This is a genomic window from Natronorubrum aibiense, assembly GCF_009392895.1.
Taxonomy (GTDB): domain Archaea; phylum Halobacteriota; class Halobacteria; order Halobacteriales; family Natrialbaceae; genus Natronorubrum; species Natronorubrum aibiense.
Map to the genome: position 1 here is coordinate 1,154,669 of NZ_CP045488.1, position 18,141 is coordinate 1,172,809.

At 63.8% G+C, this 18,141-nt stretch carries 13 protein-coding genes and 1 pseudogene; 8 read left to right on the forward strand and 6 right to left on the reverse strand.

Annotation, left to right across the window (positions count from 1 at the left end; all coding sequences use genetic code 11):
- Positions 1 to 20: 20 nt before the first annotated feature.
- The gene (ligA, locus tag GCU68_RS05745) at positions 21 to 2,105 is read right to left on the reverse strand and encodes an NAD-dependent DNA ligase LigA (RefSeq protein ID WP_152939760.1); all 2,085 of its coding nucleotides are present in this window, start codon (positions 2,103 to 2,105) and stop codon (positions 21 to 23) included.
- A gap of 147 nt (positions 2,106 to 2,252) precedes the next feature.
- Positions 2,253 to 2,387: a hypothetical protein gene (locus tag GCU68_RS21930; RefSeq protein WP_006088820.1), complete on the reverse strand. Its 135-nt coding sequence runs from the start codon at positions 2,385 to 2,387 to the stop codon at positions 2,253 to 2,255.
- 58 nt (positions 2,388 to 2,445) lie between these two features.
- Here GCU68_RS21930 and GCU68_RS05750 point away from each other — a divergent pair.
- A pseudogene (locus GCU68_RS05750) lies at positions 2,446 to 3,668 on the forward strand (RNA-guided endonuclease TnpB family protein).
- A gap of 62 nt (positions 3,669 to 3,730) precedes the next feature.
- Here GCU68_RS05750 and GCU68_RS05755 read toward each other — a convergent pair.
- On the reverse strand, positions 3,731 to 4,111 hold the full coding sequence (locus GCU68_RS05755; protein ID WP_152939761.1) for a 2Fe-2S iron-sulfur cluster-binding protein: 381 nt from the start codon (positions 4,109 to 4,111) through the stop codon (positions 3,731 to 3,733).
- Positions 4,112 to 4,336: 225 nt separating this feature from the next.
- On the opposite strand from GCU68_RS05755, the gene rio1 reads away from it, so the two are divergent.
- The 7 genes from rio1 to GCU68_RS05790 all read left to right on the forward strand — a co-directional run bounded on the left by rio1 (position 4,337) and on the right by GCU68_RS05790 (position 12,526).
- Positions 4,337 to 5,206, forward strand: a complete 870-nt coding sequence (rio1, locus tag GCU68_RS05760) for a serine/threonine-protein kinase Rio1 (RefSeq protein WP_152939762.1) — start codon at positions 4,337 to 4,339, stop codon at positions 5,204 to 5,206.
- A gap of 62 nt (positions 5,207 to 5,268) precedes the next feature.
- Positions 5,269 to 5,772: a metallophosphoesterase gene (locus tag GCU68_RS05765; protein ID WP_152939763.1), complete on the forward strand. Its 504-nt coding sequence runs from the start codon at positions 5,269 to 5,271 to the stop codon at positions 5,770 to 5,772.
- A 101-nt stretch (positions 5,773 to 5,873) separates the two neighbouring features.
- Positions 5,874 to 6,431: a KH domain-containing protein gene (locus GCU68_RS05770; RefSeq protein WP_152939764.1), complete on the forward strand. Its 558-nt coding sequence runs from the start codon at positions 5,874 to 5,876 to the stop codon at positions 6,429 to 6,431.
- A 257-nt stretch (positions 6,432 to 6,688) separates the two neighbouring features.
- Positions 6,689 to 8,116: a short-chain fatty acid transporter gene (locus GCU68_RS05775; RefSeq protein ID WP_152939765.1), complete on the forward strand. Its 1,428-nt coding sequence runs from the start codon at positions 6,689 to 6,691 to the stop codon at positions 8,114 to 8,116.
- A gap of 94 nt (positions 8,117 to 8,210) precedes the next feature.
- On the forward strand, positions 8,211 to 9,461 hold the full coding sequence (locus GCU68_RS05780) for an MFS transporter (protein ID WP_193565073.1): 1,251 nt from the start codon (positions 8,211 to 8,213) through the stop codon (positions 9,459 to 9,461).
- Between the two features lie 212 nt (positions 9,462 to 9,673).
- Positions 9,674 to 11,332, forward strand: coding sequence for a thermosome subunit alpha (gene thsA / locus GCU68_RS05785; protein WP_152943615.1), 1,659 nt, complete (start codon positions 9,674 to 9,676; stop codon positions 11,330 to 11,332).
- Between the two features lie 201 nt (positions 11,333 to 11,533).
- Positions 11,534 to 12,526: an ornithine cyclodeaminase family protein gene (locus GCU68_RS05790; RefSeq protein WP_152939770.1), complete on the forward strand. Its 993-nt coding sequence runs from the start codon at positions 11,534 to 11,536 to the stop codon at positions 12,524 to 12,526.
- A gap of 137 nt (positions 12,527 to 12,663) precedes the next feature.
- Here GCU68_RS05790 and GCU68_RS05795 read toward each other — a convergent pair whose 3' ends face one another.
- The 3 genes from GCU68_RS05795 to leuS all read right to left on the reverse strand — a co-directional run bounded on the left by GCU68_RS05795 (position 12,664) and on the right by leuS (position 17,925).
- The gene (locus GCU68_RS05795; protein ID WP_152939772.1) at positions 12,664 to 14,100 is read right to left on the reverse strand and encodes a sugar porter family MFS transporter; all 1,437 of its coding nucleotides are present in this window, start codon (positions 14,098 to 14,100) and stop codon (positions 12,664 to 12,666) included.
- Between the two features lie 173 nt (positions 14,101 to 14,273).
- Positions 14,274 to 15,098, reverse strand: a complete 825-nt coding sequence (locus GCU68_RS05800) for a YqjF family protein (protein WP_152939774.1) — start codon at positions 15,096 to 15,098, stop codon at positions 14,274 to 14,276.
- A gap of 169 nt (positions 15,099 to 15,267) precedes the next feature.
- On the reverse strand, positions 15,268 to 17,925 hold the full coding sequence (gene leuS, locus GCU68_RS05805; RefSeq protein ID WP_152939776.1) for a leucine--tRNA ligase: 2,658 nt from the start codon (positions 17,923 to 17,925) through the stop codon (positions 15,268 to 15,270).
- Positions 17,926 to 18,141 lie beyond the last annotated feature (216 nt).

Here is an 18,141-nt window from a genome sequence, read left to right on the forward strand (position 1 = left end):
GGCTGATCTGTTCGAACTGGTTACTCGAGGCCGATCCCGTGATCCGCGAGTAACTCGCGGAACTCGTCCTCGTCGACGATCGGCACGTCGTTCGCCTCGGCGTCGTCGCGTTTCGTCTGTCCGGGGTTGTCGCCGACGACGAGGTAGTCCGTGTTCCCCGAGACGCTGCCCGTCGCGTTCGCGCCGTGGGCTTCGACGATGTCCTGAGCCTCGCTTCTGGTGATGCCCTCGAGCGAGCCCGTAAAGACGAAGGTGAGTCCCTGGAGGTCGTCGCCGCCGCGTTCGAGGGCGGATTCCTGTGGCGAGACGTGTTCGAGCAACTCGTCGACGGCCGCGGCGTTGGCCTCGCTCGCGAAGAAGTCGTGGATCTGCCCCGCGACGGTCTCGCCGACGTCGTCGACGCTCTCGAGTCGTTCGGGATCGGTTTCGGCGGCCTCGCGGACCGCCTCGAACGTGGTGAACTCGCGGGCGAGTTCGCGGGCCGTCGTCGGGCCGACGTGGGGGATACCGAGTGCGGAGAGGAAATCCGCGAGCGGTGGCTCGCGGCTGGCCTCGATCTCCGACAGGAGGTTCTCGGCGCTGGTTTCGCCCCAGCCCTCGAGTTCGGTGAGGTCCTCGTGCTCGAGTTCGTAGAGGTCCGCGACGGACTCGAGTAAGCCCGCATCCACGAGCTGGCGGACGCTCTTCTCGCCGAGGCCCTCGAGGTCGAGGCCGTCGTCGCTCGCGTAGTACTCGATCGAGCGCCGACGCTGGGCGTCACACGCCAGCCCGCCGGTACAGAACGCCATCGGCCCGTCGCGTTCGATGGCGCTGTCACAGACGGGACAGTGGTCGGGGAGTTCGTAGTGGCCTTCGCTGCCTTTCTCGACGACCTCCTCGACGTAGGGGATCACGTCGCCGGCTCGCTGGACGCGAACGGTGTCGCCGACGTTGACGTTCTTCGCGGCGATCTCCTCCGGGTTGTGGAGGCTGGCCCGCGAAACCGTCACGCCGCCGACGTCGACCGGCTCGAGCAAGGCCACGGGCGTCACTCGCCCCGTCCGCCCGATCTGGACCGCCACGTCGGCGATCGGCGTGATCTCCGCGCGGGCGGGGAACTTGTAGGCGTACGCGTAGCGGTCGTGGCGTGCCGTCCGACCCAGCTCCTCGCGGGCCTCGCGGTCGTCGACCTTGATCACGGTGCCGTCGATCTCGTAGTTCAGATCGTCCCGGACCTCAAGCATGCGGTCGCGGTAGTCGATGGCGTCGTCGATCGAGTAGACGACCTCGACGCGGTCGTTGACTCGCAGCCCGAACTCGGGAAAACGCTCGAGTTCCTCGCGATGGCTGTCTTCCAACTCGCTCGCCTCGAGCACATCGAAGAAGAAGACCTCGAGCGGGCGTTCGGCGACGATACTCGGATCGAGCTGCCGAATCGTCCCAGCAGTCGCGTTTCGGGGGTTCGCAAACGGCTCCTCGCCGCGTTCGATGCGCTCGCGGTTGTGGGCCTGAAAGGCGTCTTTCGGCATGTAGACCTCGCCCCGGACGGCGAGGAAGTCGGGATGGTCGCCGTGGAGTCGTTTCGGGACCGAGTCGATGGTGCGGGCGTTTCGGGTGACGTCGTCGCCCTCGCGGCCGTCGCCGCGGGTAACGGCACGCTCGAGGCGACCGTCTTCGTAGACAAACTCCATCGAGACACCGTCGAACTTGGGCTCGCAGACGTAGTCAACCGCCCCGACCTCGCGGCGAACGCGGTCGTCGAACTCCCGTACGTCTTCGGGCTCGCCGCTGGCATCGATCGACAGCATCGGCGCGACGTGTTCGACCGTTTCGAACTCCTCGATCGGCTCGCCGCCGACGCTTCGCGTGGGGCTGTCGGGATGGGCAAGGTCGAAGGCATCCTCGAGATCCTGCAGCCGCGTAAAGAGCGCGTCGTAGGTTCGATCGGCGATGATCGGGTCGTTCTCGACGTAGTATCGACGGTCGTGTTCGCGGATAGCCTCGCGGAGGCGCTCGACCTGTTCGCGGGCTTCTTCCTCGGAGAGGTCCTCGAGCGGCTCGAACTCGGTCGGCGGAGTCCGGAGATACGGGTTGTCTTCATCCACGGTCGCGTCGCCAGCGGGCATTCGTGCTCGAGGGTTACGCCGCGGGCCCGTTAACGTTACTGTCGTCGTCCGACCCGTGCGGTACGCTCCTCCCTCATCTTGCGGTAGCGAGGAAACCCCGTGTTTTAGCACGGGGAGGAATCGCGTTCGTTTGTGTCTCGACTCGCCCTACAATGGCCCCTCGGTGTCCAACGATTTCGCGCCTTGGAGCAACACCCCCTTCCAAGTGAGGCCGTGTGCGTCTTTGATTTCGCTCAGGCGGTCGTACTCGTCTTGATCTACTTCGATGTTCAGATTGGGCATCTACACACATGATTAGTTTTTCGTTAGTTTTTACTATTGCGCTCTCGTACTCGTAGTTGTGACGACGACCGCCACGAAAACGCTCGAAGCCACGCTTGCTCCGCCCACAACGGGCAAAGAGCAACGGCTCGAGCGAACCGTGGCGACCTACCGCCGTGCTCTCTCGGATGCTTTCGAGAGTGGCGCGGATACGCAAACGGCAGTCAACGACATTGTCACGGGCTACACGCTCACGTCTTACGCCAAGGACGCCCTCAAGAACTACGTCCCGCAACTCCGCCGGACGTACAATGCGTCGGAACTCGAGGACGACCATCCGGTTCGATTCACGAATCGTGGCTTCCGAATCGATCACTCCGACGAGCGAACGCACGAGTTCTGCTGGCGCGTTCCACAGGCCGGACGTGGCAACGCCTTCTGGATTCCACTCCGAATCAATCCTGAACAGGAATCCTTGTGGTTCGACCTGCTCAACGAGGATATATTGGTCGGTGAGTTCCGACTGCAACAGTACCGCACGAGTTGGGTGCTGCACGTCACCGTCGAGTACGAGGTCGCCGACCCAGAGACCCCGGGCGACCCGACTCGAATTGGGTTTGATATCGGTGAGTCCAAGCTGTTGACGGGCTGTGCCTGTCAGAACGACACTCCGACTCGACCGTACATCTACGACGGCGGTCGTGCGCGAGCACTTCGTAAGGAGATGCACACGACGCTGAAACGCCTGCAAAAGCGTGATGCCGAGCAATGGCGGGTGGACGAACGCTTCGACCACTACCAGAACGCCCTGACGGACATCGTCGAGAAGCCGTCGAGTATGCCGAGTCCTTTGACAATCCAGTGATCGTGCTCGAGGACTTGTCGTACATCCGTGAGAATCTGGATTATGGGAAGTACATGAATCGACGCTTGCATTCGTGGGCGTTCGCCCGGATCACCGACCGTCTCGAGGACAAAGCCCTCGAAGCCGGTATCCCGGTCGAGTTCGTGAATCCGCGCTACACGTCCCAGACGTGCCACGCCTGCGGACATATCGGACATCGTGGATCGCAAGCGGAGTTTAGGTGTACGAACGCGGAGTGCTGGGTCACGGAGTATCAAGCGGATATCAACGCGGCTGCGAATATCGCCGGTCGCGTTGATCCGTGGGGAGAGAGCGTTCCTTGGAAACCGGAGCGCGATGACTCGCCACGGAACGGGAGCCGTTGTGACACGGCCACAGGACACCGCACGCCGAGTCGGCAATCCCGACAGACGACGCTTGCGGTCTTTGAGACCTGAAACCTCCCTCGATACGAGGCTTCCCTTGTAGGAAACCCCGTCCTTGAGGACGGGCGAGGATGTCACCCCCACGGGCTGTCGCCGAGTTCGGCTCGAACCATCGGCCCGACCGCGACGCGACAGTCGGCGTGCGCCATGGCGATACACAGCAGGACGTAGCCGTCCGCTCGCTCGCGCTCGGTCAGGGCTTCGGGCTGGCGTCGGTAGTCAAACGCCGCGGCGGCGTCGATCGACTCGCTCTCCGCCGACGGTTCGGCGTCGGCGTCATCCCCGTCGACTGAACGGAGTCGGCCCACACAGGCCGTACAGGTCCCCTTCCGGCAGTCATAGGGCAACCGAACCCCGTCCCGAAGGGCCGCCTCGAGCACCGTCTCTCGAGGCTCGACCGTCACGGTATCGCGTCGGCCGTCCGGCCACTCGAGCGTCACCTCGTGGCCCGTCATCGCCCGACCCTCGTTCGCGCTCGTTCGTACAGGAGCGTCATGCCTAACGTATAGGACGGACAGCGAGAAAAGGCTGTGCGCGCCGCCGACTCGAGGAGCGTGCCTCCGTAGCGAGCCATCGATCAGCACACCGTGGACCGATCCGAACCAGTCCTGGATGAACGGTCCAGTTGTCGGTGACCGATACCCAGCACTTTACCCGTCAGAGCGAGTACGAACGGGTAGATGGGACAGGGAACGGAGTTCGGGCTGGTCGACCTCGAGGAGGTCGAGACGCCGGGCGACGAGTGGGAGGAAATCGACGTTTCAGACACCGAAGCCGACCGAATCGCCCGCAAGCGTGACCGGGAGTTCGAGCAGTTCGAAGAGCGGATCAAAGACGCAGACCAGTTCAAAGTCGAGCAGTCGGTGTTCGACGACGCGACGTTCGCGGCGCTGTACAAACTGGTCCAGGACGGCTACGTCGAAGCGTTCGGCGGCCCACTCTCGACGGGCAAGGAAGCGAACGTCTACCACGCGCTGGGCGACGACCGCGAAGTCGCCGTCAAGATCTACCGGATCAACGCCTCGAACTTCCGGCAAATGCGCGACTATTTGGAGGGTGACCCGCGCTTCGAGGGACTGGGCGGAAAGAAAAAGGACGTCGTCCTCGCCTGGACGAAAAAGGAACTGGCGAATCTCGAGCGGGCGAAAGCGGCCGGTGTCCGCGTCCCCGAACCGATCGCCACCGAGCGCAACGTGCTCGTCATGGAGTACATCGGTAACGAAGACGGCCGCGCGAAGCGCCTCGGTGAGGTCCACATCGAGAACCCACAGACCGCCTACGAAGTCATGCGCGAGTACATGCGCCGGCTCTACTCGGCCGGCCTCATTCACGGCGACTTGAGCGAGTACAACGTCGTCTTCGACGAGGGCCAACTCGTCGTCATCGACCTCGGACAGGCCGTGACGGTCCACCACCCCAACAGCCGCGAGTTCTTGGAACGCGACTGTCGGAACGTGGCGAACTTCTTCTCGAGACAGGGGCTCGACGTGACCGAAGCCGAGTTACTCGAGTTCGTCACGGGTCCGGAGCCGGATCCGTCTCGAGACTGAGCTCTACCCGTCCGAAGCCGCCGTCCCGAACGGCTTAGTGGCTCGCCACCGCCGACTGTGGTATGCACATCGGAGTCGTTTCGGACACCCACGACAACGTCGCGGCGATCGAGCGCGCAACCGAGATTTTCGACGAAGAGGGCGTCGAAATCGTCATCCACTGTGGCGACTTCGTCGCGCCGTTGATGATCGACTACTTCAGCGAGTTCGAACTCCACGGCGTGCTCGGGAACAACGACGGCGACGCCGCGACGCTCCAGTCGGCGTTCGACGCGCTGGGCGGTGAAAGCGAACTACATGGCCGATTCTCGAGCCTCGAGTTCGACGGGCTCTCGTTTGCCGTCCTCCACGGCGAGAGTACGGACGAGGTCGAAGCGATCGCGGCCGGCGAGACGTTCGATTTCGTCTGCTATGGCCACCACCACGAGCGGGAGCTGTCCGAACAGGGGCGCACGACGGTTCTCAATCCCGGCGCACACGTGCTGGCGAAGTCCGAGGCCGACCGAACGGTCGCGATCGTGGATACGCGTACGGAGGCGGTGCGATTCCGCTCGGTCGAGCCGTAACCGATCCCGCGAGATGCGCCGTGGCGGTGTGTGTCCGTCACTTGCAGGGGTTTCGGTGTCGGACCAAGGTCTTAACCTCGCCCAGCCAGTATCGTGGATATATGCAACACGTGAAGATTCCGCAGGACCGGATTGGCGTTCTTATCGGCGAAGGGGGCGAGACGATGCGCGAAATCGAAGCGGAAGCCGAGGTTCGACTCGACATCGATTCCGAGAACGGCTCCGTCGCCGTCGACACCGTCGGCGACCCCGTCCGCGGTCTCAAAGCGCCGGACATCGTCCGTGCGATCGGCCGTGGATTCCCACCCGAGGCAGCGCTGCGACTGCTCGAGGACGAGATGATGATGTTCGACCTCGTCGACATCGACGCCGCCGCCCGCAACAAAAACGACATGAAACGCAAGAAGGGCCGACTCATTGGCGAGGGCGGTCGCACGCGCGAACTCATGGAGGAGCTGACCGGCGCCGACGTCGTCATCTACGGCTCGACGCTCGGAACGATCGGCACGCCACAGCAGGTCGACATCGTCCGTACCGCAGCCGAGATGCTGCTGGATGGCGCACCACACGGCACCGTCTACTCCTTCCTCGAGGACAAGCACAACGAGATGAAACACAAGGGCATGGAGTACCACCGGTTCCCCGGTGGCCAGTCCTGATCGAGCACCGACCGAATTCGACTTGAGATCGGCCGTCTCACTCGCGCTGTCACTCTCTCCCTCTCATTTGGGAGATATGATACTAGAGCGAATACTTCTTAGTGATTGATAGTACGGAGCTCATCAGTTACCGACAGCTCGTCGATCGACCACTCGAAGACATCTCTCGATGGGCAGTAGTGCGACAATTGATATGTTACCATAGTTGCTAGGTAAGTTCAATCAATATTTATATACTAGTACCGTGATCGGCAGATATGCCATCAAGTGCCACAGACAGATCAGCACTCGAGCGAATGGGCGACGGAATGGCCACCTGGGTCGAACGGTGGATGCCCAGTCCGTTCCTGTTTGCCATCATCCTCACGTACATCGTCTACATCGCCGCCGTCGTCGGGACGGATGCCGGCGTATTCGAGGCAGTCGAGTTCTGGTACGACGGGTTCTGGGCGTTCCTGACGTTCGCGATGCAGATGGTACTCATTCTGATGACCGGGTTCGTCGTCGCCTACCATCCACGGGTCAACGCTGGCCTCCGGCGGTTGAGCCAGTTGCCCTCAAGCGGGAAGCAAGCAGTCGTCCTCGTCGGCATCGTGTCGATGGCACTCGCCTGGGTCCACTGGGGTCTCGGGCTGATCATCGGTGCCATCTTCGCGCGTGAGATGGGAAAGACGGCCTACGAGAACGGCATCACCGTCCACTACCCGCTGTTGTGCGTGGCGGGCTACATGGGCCTCGGACTGACCTGGCACTGGGGCCTGTCCGGTTCCGCACCGCTGTTGCTCGCGACTGAGGGCAACGAGTTCATCGAGATGGGGCTGCTCGAGGCGACGATTCCCACCTCCGAGACGATCCTGCACCCCTACGCGCTGACGCTTACCGTTCTCTCGATCGCATTCGCCGCGGTCGTGCTCTACCTGCTGAGCCCGGCACCCGAACGGTCCCGGGAGATCACGGAGTACATCCCCGAAGCAGACCTGTTCGAGACGAGTACCGATGGCGGCGAGTTGCAGGCGGCAGCCGAAGACGAGCCCGACACAGGGTCGAGCGATTCGGTTCCCGCAGAGCGGATCAACAACAGCCGGCTCATGGGCGGCCTAATCGCCCTCGCCGGGATCGTGATGGTCGGCTACACGTTCGCGACGCTCGGCCTCGACGCGCTCAACCTCAACGTCGTCAACTTCGCGTTCCTGATGGCCGGGTTGGCAATCTACACGCGCCCGCAGCTCTACCGTGAGCGCTTCGGCGAGGCCTCGAGCGCCGCCGCCGGGGTCATTCTCCTCTTCCCGTTTTTCGCCGGGATTCAGGGTATCATGGCATCCTCCGGCCTCGCGGAGATGATCGCGGAGGGGCTGCTCACCATCTCCTCGCCGGCCACGTTCCCGGTGTTCGCCTGGCTCGCCGCGGCCGTTACCAACATGTTCGTTCCCTCCGGCGGCGGCGAGTGGATCGTCCTCGGGCCGTCGGTACTCGAGGCCGCCCAGTCGTACGACATCCCGGCGGCCCACGCGACGATGGCGTACGCCGTCGGTGACGCCCACACCAACCTGCTGAACCCGTTCTGGGCGCTCCCGCTGCTCGCGATCACCAAGATCAAAGCCCGTGAGATGTTCGGCTACGCCATCGCCATGCTGGTGTTGCTGATCCCGTTCCTCGCGGTCGTCCTCTACGCCGTCCCGTACTGAGACGCCTGCTCTGCGCACCGCGTTCGAACCGGTACGATTTCGCCGCTTTCGCTCGATTCACGGTGTTCGACTCACGATATCGATCGCTATCTCAATGAATCGCCCCTACTACGGCTGGATCGTCGTCCTCGCGTGTTTTCTGGGCTCGTTCGTCATTTTCGGGCTTTCGTACTCCTTCGGCGTCTTCCTCGAGCGGATGGCGACGGACTTCGCCCGCTCTCGAGGCGTGACCACGATCGCGTTCGGCGTCCAGACCCTGCTGCTCTACGTCGGCGCGGTCCTCGTCGGCGTGTTCGTCGATCGACTCGGAACCCGTCGAATGCTCGCCGTCGGAACGGTCGTGCTCTGTCTCGGCTTGCTCTGGACCAGCGTGGCGACGTCGTGGCTCACAGTCGTCCTCGCCTACGGCGTCGTCACCGGGTTCGGTATGAGTATCGTCTACGTCGTGGCGTACGCGACGGTGCCGCGCTGGTTCGATCGGCGGGCAGGATTCGCCGGCGGCGTCGCCTCTGCCGGCCTCGGCGCCGGTATGCTCGTCGTCGCACCGGCGGCGACCGCGCTCATCGATCGCGTCGGCTGGCGCTCGTCGTTTCTCGTGTTGGCCGGCGTCGTCGCCGTCCTCTTGCTCGTCGCGACGCTGCTGATCAGGGACGAGCCCACCGCGGAGCCGGTTCCAGCCGGGGAGTTCCCCAGGTCTCGAGGAGGTGAGGCAACGCCGAACGGCGGGCAGCGAAGCACCCGTACACAGCCGTCGCTCCGAGCCCAGTTCGGCGAGATTTGCGCCGTGGCACGGTCGCCGTCGTTCGGGCTGGTCTTCGTCGGCTGGATACTGATCTACACGACGATGTACATCGTCTTCGTCCACCTCGTCGTCCACGCCTCCGATATCGGGCTCTCCCGGACCGCCGGCGCGACCGCGCTCGCGCTTATCGGCGGCGCGAACGCGATCGGTCGGGTGGGAATCGGCTACGCGTCGGACTACGTCGGCCGCGTTCGCGTCTTCGCCGGCTGCTCGACAGTGATGGGCGTCTCGACGCTCGCCCTGCCGGCACTCGAGACGACGACCGCACTCCTCGGGTTCGCGCTCGTGTTCGGTCTCGCCTACGGCGGGAACGGCGCGTTGCTCGCACCGCTGACCAGCGATCTGTTCGGCCGGGAGAACCTGAACGCGGTGTTTGGACTGGTTTCGGGTGCCTTTGCTCTCTCCGGGCTCACCGCGCCGTTTCTCGCCGGCGTCGGATACGACGTGCTCGGAACGTACACCCCTGCGTTCGTGAGCGCCGGGCTGGCCGCCGTCGTCGGCGCAGCGGCGATCATCGCTGCCAAGCGACTCGAGGCCACGTGAGCCGAACCGGGGAGAGTCGACCGGAACACCCTCTAGATCGGTCCGTTCTCGTCGATTTGCAGCACCGGACACGCCGAAAAGGATATAAATACCAGTACGTTTCCAAGGGTAGAACACCCCGACTGCACCCTCGTACAGTGATTCGACTCAACAATTCTCGAAAGATTTATATAGAATCACAATCAATCCTTCGGCTGACTATGGCACAACAGATGGGCAACCAGCCCCTTATCGTTCTCTCGGAGGACAGCCAGCGGACGTCCGGCAAAGACGCGCAGTCGATGAACGTACAGGCCGGCAAGGCCGTTGCCGAATCCGTACGGACCACACTCGGTCCGAAGGGGATGGACAAGATGCTCGTCGACTCGACGGGCAACGTCATCGTCACGAACGACGGCGTCACCCTACTCTCGGAGATGGAGATCGATCACCCGGCAGCGGACATGATCGTCGAAGTCGCCGAGACCCAGGAAGACGAAGTCGGTGACGGCACTACCAGCGCCGTCGTCATCTCCGGCGAACTCCTCAGTCAGGCCGAAGACCTGCTCGAGCAGGACATCCACGCGACCACGCTCGCACAGGGATATCGCCAGGCCGCCGAGGAAGCTACCGAAGCCCTCGAGGAAGTCGCGATCGACGTCGAGCCCGACGACGACGAGATCTTAGAGCAGATCGCCGCCACGGCGATGACCGGCAAGGGCGCAGAGAGCGCCCGCGACCTGCTCGCCCAGCTGGTCGTCGACGCCGTCCAGTCCGTCGCGGACGACGACGACATCGACACGGACAACATCAAAGTCGAGAAGGTCGTCGGCGGCTCGATCGAGAACTCCGAGCTCGTCGAAGGCGTCATCGTCGACAAAGAGCGCGTCTCCGACAGCATGCCGTACTTCGCCGAGGACGCGAACGTCGCGATCATCGACGGTGCCCTCGAGATCAAAGAGACCGAGATCGACGCCGAGGTCAACGTCACCGACCCCGACCAGCTCGAGCAGTTCTTGGAGCAGGAAGAGGCTCAGCTGCGCGAGATGGCCGAGCAGGTCGCCGACGTCGGCGCTGACGTCGTCTTCGTCGACGGCGGCATCGACGACATGGCCCAGCACTACCTCGCACAGGAGGGAATCATCGCCGTCCGCCGCGTCAAATCCAGCGATCAGGGCCAGCTCGCCCGCGCAACCGGCGCAACGCCCGTCTCGAGCGTCGACGACCTCACCGAGGACGACCTCGGCTTCGCCGGCAGCGTCGCCCAGAAGGAGATCGCCGGCGACCAGCGCATCTTCGTCGAGGACGTCGAGGACGCAAAGGCCGTCACCCTCATCCTCCGCGGTGGCACCGAGCACGTCATCGACGAAGTCGACCGTGCCATCGAAGACTCGCTGGGCGTCGTCCGCACGACCCTCGAGGACGGCAAGGTCGTCGCCGGCGGCGGCGCACCCGAAGTCGAGCTCTCGCTCGCCCTGCGTGACTACGCCGACTCCGTCGGTGGCCGCGAACAACTCGCCGTCGAGGCCTTCGCGGACGCCCTCGAAGTCATCCCACGCACCCTCGCAGAGAACGCAGGACTCGACCCCATCGACTCGCTGGTCGAGCTGCGCGCCGACCACGACGCTGGTGAGACCGCATCCGGCCTCGACGCCTACACCGGCGACACGATCGATATGGCCGAGGAAGGCGTCTACGAGCCGCTTCGCGTGAAGACCCAGGCCATCGAATCCGCCACGGAAGCCGCAGTCATGCTGCTCCGTATCGACGACGTCATCGCTGCTGGCGACCTCGCCGTCGCCGACGACGACGATGACGAAGAGATGCCACCGGGCGGCGGTGGCATGGGCGGCATGGGCGGTATGGGCGGCGGCATGGGCGGCATGATGTAAGCCACGGCGACGCCACCATACCCTCACTCGGGAGAACCGATCCGAAAGCACCTCCGTCGGCCCGTTTCACAGCTTCTGCTTCTCGACGGCTGTCGTCGACGGACGTTCTGCCGTTTCGAATACGATCCCACGTACACCACTCGAGAACGGCACTCTCGGCAGTTAGCACGACTTAAGTAGGCGCCCGCAATATTCGCCAGCATGAACACGCTTCTACTGGATAGCGGCGACGTCGACGAGTACGCCGCCCTCGCGGACGTCATCGATGCTGTCGAACAGGCATTCGGGGCCTTCGAACGCGGCGACACGCAGATGCCTGCAAAATCCTACATCGATCTGCCGCAGTACAACGGCGACTTCCGGTCGATGCCGGCGTATTTAGCGACCGACGAGTGGGACGCAGCCGGGCTGAAGTGGGTGAACGTCCACCCGGACAACCCCGCCGAGTACGACCTGCCGACCGTGCTGGGAACGATGATCTACTCCGATCCCGAAACCGCGTTCCCGCTGGCGATCCTGGACGGGACGATGCTCACGATGAAACGCACCGGTGCGGCAGCGGCCGTCGCGACCGACTATCTGGCCGTCGAGGACGCCACGACGCTCGGCATCGTCGGAGCCGGCGTCCAGTCGTACACCCAACTCGAGGCCATCAGCGAAGTCCGCCCGATCGAGGAGGTCGTCGTCTCCGATCTCGATGAGGACCGCATCGAGCGATTCATCGACGCGTTCGGCGACGAGTTCGACGTTCGCGCCGGCTCGATTTCGGAAGCTGGCCACTGTGACGTGCTCTCGACGGTCACCCCGGTCGAGGACCCCATCGTCGGCCTCGAGGACGTCGGCAACCACACCCACGTCAACGCCATCGGTGCCGACGCGGAAGGCAAACACGAACTCGCCGACAAACTGTTGCAGGCGGCGCGGATCGTCATCGACGACCACGAACAGTGTACTCACTCCGGCGAGATCAACGTCCCCTACCACGAGGGCGTGCTGACCGACGACGACATCCACGGCGAGATCGGAGAACTCGTCGTCGGCGCGAAAGCCGGCCGAACCGACGAGACGGGCGTCACCGTCTTCGACTCGACGGGGCTGGCGATTCAGGACGTCGCCGCGGCCCACGTCGTCTACGAGAACGCCCGCGCCGACGGCGCTGGCTACGACTTCGGCCTGATCGACACCGAGCGGTAGGCGCGCTGTCGCGATCCACACCGAACACCGGTCAAAAAACGAGCGCGAAGCCGGGTCATACGGACTACTGTAAGTCGTTTCCGGCGCATCCGCAGACGGGTTGCGGATGCGCCGATAAACAATTACAGCAGACCGTATCAGTCGTCCGCGTCCGCCACGGACGGCTGATCGGTTTCGCGTCCAAACGCCGTCTCACGCAGGTCGGCTTCGATCTCCTCGAGCGACCGACCTTTCGTTTCTGGAACGAGCTGGTAACAGAAGACGAGCGCCAGCAGCGAGAGCGCGCCGTACAGCCAGAACGTCCCGGACTGCCCGAAGACGTCGACGAGTCGCAGGAACGTCAGCGAGACGATCAGGTTGCCGGCCCAGTTGATGACCGTGACGACGCCCATCGCGGTCCCGCGAACTTCCATCGGATAGATTTCGGAGATCATCAGCCAGAACACCGGGCCGAGCCCGATCGCGAAGAACCCGACGTACAGCATCAGGCTCCCGGTCGCGAGCCAGCCGACGATTCCCGAGAGGCCGGGAAGGTAGAACGCAGCCCCGAGGATGGCGAGCATGCCGGTCATCCCGGCCAGCCCCGTCAACAACAGCGGCCGACGGCCGGTACGGTCTATCAACAGGACCGCGACGACGGTCATCGCGACGTTGACCGCGCCAATTCCGACGGTCGCGAGGATCGACGCCGTATCCTCGAAGCCGGTCGACTCGAGGATCGTCGGCGCGTAGTACATGACCGTGTTGATGCCCGTGACCTGCTGGAAGACCGCCAGCCCGACGCCGACGACCAGCATCGGCCGAACCCACGGCTCGAGCAGGTCGCGAAGCGTGCCGGACTCGGTTTTGATCGTAGTTTTGATCTCACGCAGTTCCTCGTCGACCCGGCTCTCGGTTCGGGTCCGGGAGAGCACCGCTCGAGCGTCCGACTCGCGACCCTGCTCGTAGAGCCAGCGCGGACTCTCCGGCATGAACACCATCCCGACGAACAGGACGGCTGCCGGAATCATGCCCAGCCCGAGCATCCAGCGCCACTCGCCGCCGCTCGAGAACGCGTAGTTGACGAGATAGGCGATCAGGATCCCGCTGGTGATCGTGAGCTGATTGAGCGACACCAGCGAGCCGCGGATCTTCGGCGGCGAGATCTCGGAGATATACAGCGGGCCGACGACGGAGGCGAACCCGACGCCGATTCCGTCGACGATCCGTCCGACGATCAGCACTTCGACGGTCGGGGCGATCGCCATGATGAGCGAGCCGACGAAGAAGACGACTGCGCCGATCAAGATGAGGCGGCGGCGGCCGAGTCGATCAGCCAAACGCCCGCCGAGGGCAGCTCCGATGATCGCGCCGATCATCGCCCCGCTGACGATGATCCCCTCGACGTACGAGGGATTCAACGAATAGCCCAGAACCGTCGCCAGTTCGAACGTCTCACGAACGTAGAGCATCGCACCGGAGATCACGCCGGTATCGAACCCGAACAGTAACCCGTTGAGCGCGGCGAGGGCCGCGACGACGTAGACGAACGAGTTCCGTTCGTCGGCTGTCTCTCCGGTCGGTGTAGCTGTCATGGATAAAACTTCATGATGTTCTCTCACATCGTAGTTAACAAATGTAGCGATGTCGGCCACGAAGCATCAACGTGAAAACGAGTTCGAGCGAACCACCATGAGCCACGAGAACGGTACTCGCGGAGGGTACGACGAGTATCGTATTCGAACAGCTCGATATTCAGACAGGACGATTACGCATCGCGCAGCCGTCGGGGAACCGATCCCGTCATCGAGAGTTCACCGCAGTAGTAGGCGACCGGGTCAGCCGTCGGTTCCGGGAGCTCGTTCGCCTCGAGCATGGAATTGTCGTGGATCGTGACGTCGGCGGGCTGCAACGGCCAGCGATCGTGTGCGATTTCCCCGGTCAGGACACCCCTGCGTTCGGCGGCGTAGAAGCGCCGTCGCTCGGTGAGCCAGTGGGCGAGCGTCCCCGACTCCGGCCTGAACACGGCACCATCGGGGCGATACGTCGCCGAAAACCGCGCGGGCGTTCGATCGACGTGAAAGCGTGGCCGAGCGCCAGTCCCAGTCTGTCCGCGCGTACTCGAGAACGAGACGGTCTCGCCGTCGGTGCTGACCCGCATGTGGGCGTGATAGACCGGCAACCGGGTCGCTCGACCGACTGCGGCGGCGATCAGCGGACTCCCGACGTCGATACTGAAAAAGAACAAGCCGGGATCGCCGCGATAGCGGACGTACGTCCGGACGTTGAGTTCGGCGACCGCCGTCCGGAGGGCCGGCGGCGTTCCACGGATGCCGACGTCCGTGAGCACGAACGGGAGCACGCTCATCCAGGCGTCGCCGTTTCGCGTCTCGAGCGTCAACTCGTCGGGCACGTGCGATCGAAGCGCGTCGGGATCGACCGGCCAGTTGACGAACAGGCCGTCACGCCACGTCATCGACGCGACGTGAGGTGCCGTGGGCGACGATCCGTCGCCGAACGTCCATCGAAACGGGTCCGTACGCGTGCGCGTTCGTGTCCGTCGCCGCGTCTGTCTGGTGTGCTGATCAGTCATCCTCGAGCGCCAGCCACGTGGCCGTATCAGACGACACGACGGACAGCGATATAAATCGGACAGTCGCCTGTCAGAACCGGTGGTAGTTTCGTCAGCACGCTCCGAACAGTCGAAAGCACAGCAGTCGACCAGCGGACCGGACCGCTGGTACTCGTGACCACAGCGTATCTTAGTCGTCGATCTCGATCGCTGGCCGACCGGGTTCGGCGTTTTTGAGGACGCTGTCGTCGACGGCGTCAGCGCGAACGACCGACACCGGCGCGTCAAACTCGCGTTCGATCAGCCATGCGGCGGCCTCGAGGGCGTCGTGTTCGTCGTTGGGCTCGAGCGTCATCGACAGCGCTTCGCGTTCGGCCTGCAGATCCTGCCCGTAGCTGGCGGCGGCGTCGCCCTGCTCGCGGATGTGTGACTCGCCCATGAGTTCGCCGATCAGGTTGGGAGCGTCGCTCTCGATTGCGATCTCCAAGGCATCGTACTTCCACTCGGGGGCGATGACGACGTCGATTGCCTGCGGATCGTCGATGCCGGCCACGTCGATGATCTGGCGGACGTCCTCGCGCGTGTTCTCGACCAGTTGGCGGCGTTTCGCGACGTAGTCGTAGTCGACGTCGGCAGTTGGCCACTCGGCGTCGGCGACGAAGCCGTCGTTGCCGAGCGTTTCGTGGAGTTCTTCGGCCAGGTGCGGAGCGACGGGCGCGAGCAGACGAACGACGGCCGACAGCCCGCGCTCGTAGGTGTCGGCGTGGGGCTCGGTGTAATCGGCATACTGACGCAGCGTTCGCACCAGATCCTGCGTCTCGCGCAGCGCCCGGTTGAACGTCAGGTCGTCGTACTCGTCGGTGGCGATCGCGATCGTCGCGTCGATCTCCGCGTCGACGTAGCTGGCGATCGCGTCGTCGTCGCCATCGGGTTCGTCGTCAACGTACGCGTCGACCATCTCCTGTAGCCGCGTGAGGAAGGCGTAGGTCGATCGGACGCCCTCCTCGCTCCAGTCGAAGTCGCGCTCGGGTTGGGCGGCTTGCATCATGAACAGCCGCGCCGTGTCCGCGCCGTACTCCTCGACGATCCGCTGGGGTGAGACGACGTTGCCCTTCGATTTGGACATCTTCTCGCCCTCGAGTTGGACCATCCCCTGTGCGAGCAGGCTCGTAAACGGCTCGCGGTGCTCGAGCCCTTCGTGGTCGGCGATGACCTTGGTGAAGAAACGCGAGTACAGCAGGTGCATCACGGCGTGTTCGATGCCGCCGACGTACTGGTCGACGGGCATCCAGTCGTTGGCCCGCTCCAAGTCGAAGGGAGCGTCTTCGAGGTCCGGCGAGACGTACCGCAGGAAGTACCACGAGGAGTCGACGAAGGTATCCATCGTGTCGGTCTCGCGGGTCGCCTCGCCGCCACAGTCCGGACACGTCGTTTCCTTCCACTCGTCGGCGGCGTCGAGCGGGTTGCCGGTGGTGTTGATGAACTCGGGTAACTCGACCGGCAGGTCCTCGTCGGGCACCATCACGGGGCCGCAGTCGTCGCAGTGGATGACCGGGATCGGCGTCCCCCAGTAGCGCTGGCGGGAGATTCCCCAGTCACGAAGCTGATACTGGGTTGCCTCCTCGGCACTGTCGATATCCTCCGTCAGGTTCTCACGGGCCGTCTCGCTGTTGAGACCGCTGTACTCGCCGGAGTTGACGAGCACGCCGTCGTCGGTGAACGCCTCCTCGCTGACGTCGGGCGCATCGGGAATCGTCTCGCCGTCCCAGTCGTCAGGTTCGGGGGCGATAACGGGCTCGATGTCGACGCCCATCTTCTCGGCGAAGGCGTGGTCACGTTCGTCGTGACCGGGAACGGCCATCAGCGCGCCCGTCCCGACGTCCGAGAGGACGAAGTCGGCGACGTAGACCGGGATCTCCTCGCCCGTGACCGGGTTCGTCGCGGTCAGGCCCGTCTCGACACCGTTGGGTTCGTCGCCTTCGGGATCTGCCTCGTGCTCGATGAACTCGTGAACGGCATCGTCCTCTTCGGCGAGTTCCTCGCTGATCGGGTGGTCGGGCGCGAGCGCGAAGAACGTCGCCCCGAAGATCGTGTCGACGCGGGTCGTGAAGGCCTCGACGGGGCCATATCCTTCGACTTCGAAATCCAGTTCCGTCCCGTACTGGCGCCCGATCCAGTTGCGCTGCATCTGGCGCACCGAGTTCGGCCACCCCTCTAAGTCGTCGATCGACTCGAGCAACTCGTCTGCGTACTCGGTGATCTTCAAGAACCACTGCTCGAGTTCGCGCTGCTCGACGGGGGTGCCACAGCGCCAGCAGAGTTCAGCTTCGCCTTCAACCTGTTCGTCGGCCAGCACGGTCTCACACTCGGGACACCAGTTGACCTCGGCGTCCCGGCGCTCGACGAGCCCTTCGTCGTGGAACCGAGAGAAGAGCCACTGGTTCCACTGGTAGTACTCCGGCGTACAGGTCGCGATTTCGCGCTCCCAGTCGTAGCCAAAGCCCATCGCCTCCATCTGGTCGCGCATCGTGTCGATGCAGTCGAACGTCCAGTCGCGCGGGTTGGTGTCGCGCTCTTTGGCCGCGTTTTCGGCGGGGAGGCCGAACGCGTCCCACCCCATCGGGTGGAGAACCTCGTCACCGGTCATCCGTCGGTAGCGGGCGTAGGCGTCCGTGATCGTGTAGTTTCGGACGTGGCCCATGTGGAGTTTGCCCGACGGGTACGGGTACATTCCGAGCACGTACGTCGGATCGTCGACGTCGTCGGGCGTCCGATAGGCGTCTTCGTCGTCCCACGCCTCCTGCCAGCGTCGTTCGACCGCTGCATGGTCGTATCCCGCGTCACTCATTGCTGTATAGACGTGCGAACTCGCTCCTTATAATGACTGCGAGGCGACTACCGCTGCCTCGAGACCGTAATACGGGTCGGGACGGCGGCGAACCACCGCCATTCGCACACCTGCTGGTGATCCGTCGATGCACACGACTTGAGCGTGCTTCGAACAGCACGAAAATCCGGATATATCGTCGTTTCGGGGCCTGTGTAGCCGAAATGTTTGAACACT

Excerpts from the sequence above, each read along its gene's own strand:
- GCU68_RS05765 (WP_152939763.1), top strand. The coding sequence starts at position 5,269 with ATGCACATCGGAGTCGTTTCGGACACCCACGACAACGTCGCGGCGATC.
- ligA (WP_152939760.1), bottom strand. The coding sequence starts at position 2,105 with ATGCCCGCTGGCGACGCGACCGTGGATGAAGACAACCCGTATCTCCGG.
- thsA (WP_152943615.1), top strand. The coding sequence starts at position 9,674 with ATGGGCAACCAGCCCCTTATCGTTCTCTCGGAGGACAGCCAGCGGACG.
- GCU68_RS05770 (WP_152939764.1), top strand. The coding sequence starts at position 5,874 with ATGCAACACGTGAAGATTCCGCAGGACCGGATTGGCGTTCTTATCGGC.
- GCU68_RS05775 (WP_152939765.1), top strand. The coding sequence starts at position 6,689 with ATGCCATCAAGTGCCACAGACAGATCAGCACTCGAGCGAATGGGCGAC.
- leuS (WP_152939776.1), bottom strand. The coding sequence starts at position 17,925 with ATGAGTGACGCGGGATACGACCATGCAGCGGTCGAACGACGCTGGCAG.
- GCU68_RS21930 (WP_006088820.1), bottom strand. The coding sequence starts at position 2,387 with ATGCCCAATCTGAACATCGAAGTAGATCAAGACGAGTACGACCGCCTG.
- GCU68_RS05800 (WP_152939774.1), bottom strand. The coding sequence starts at position 15,098 with ATGACTGATCAGCACACCAGACAGACGCGGCGACGGACACGAACGCGC.
- GCU68_RS05780 (WP_193565073.1), top strand. The coding sequence starts at position 8,211 with ATGAATCGCCCCTACTACGGCTGGATCGTCGTCCTCGCGTGTTTTCTG.
- GCU68_RS05755 (WP_152939761.1), bottom strand. The coding sequence starts at position 4,111 with ATGACGGGCCACGAGGTGACGCTCGAGTGGCCGGACGGCCGACGCGAT.
- rio1 (WP_152939762.1), top strand. The coding sequence starts at position 4,337 with ATGGGACAGGGAACGGAGTTCGGGCTGGTCGACCTCGAGGAGGTCGAG.
- GCU68_RS05790 (WP_152939770.1), top strand. The coding sequence starts at position 11,534 with ATGAACACGCTTCTACTGGATAGCGGCGACGTCGACGAGTACGCCGCC.
- GCU68_RS05795 (WP_152939772.1), bottom strand. The coding sequence starts at position 14,100 with ATGACAGCTACACCGACCGGAGAGACAGCCGACGAACGGAACTCGTTC.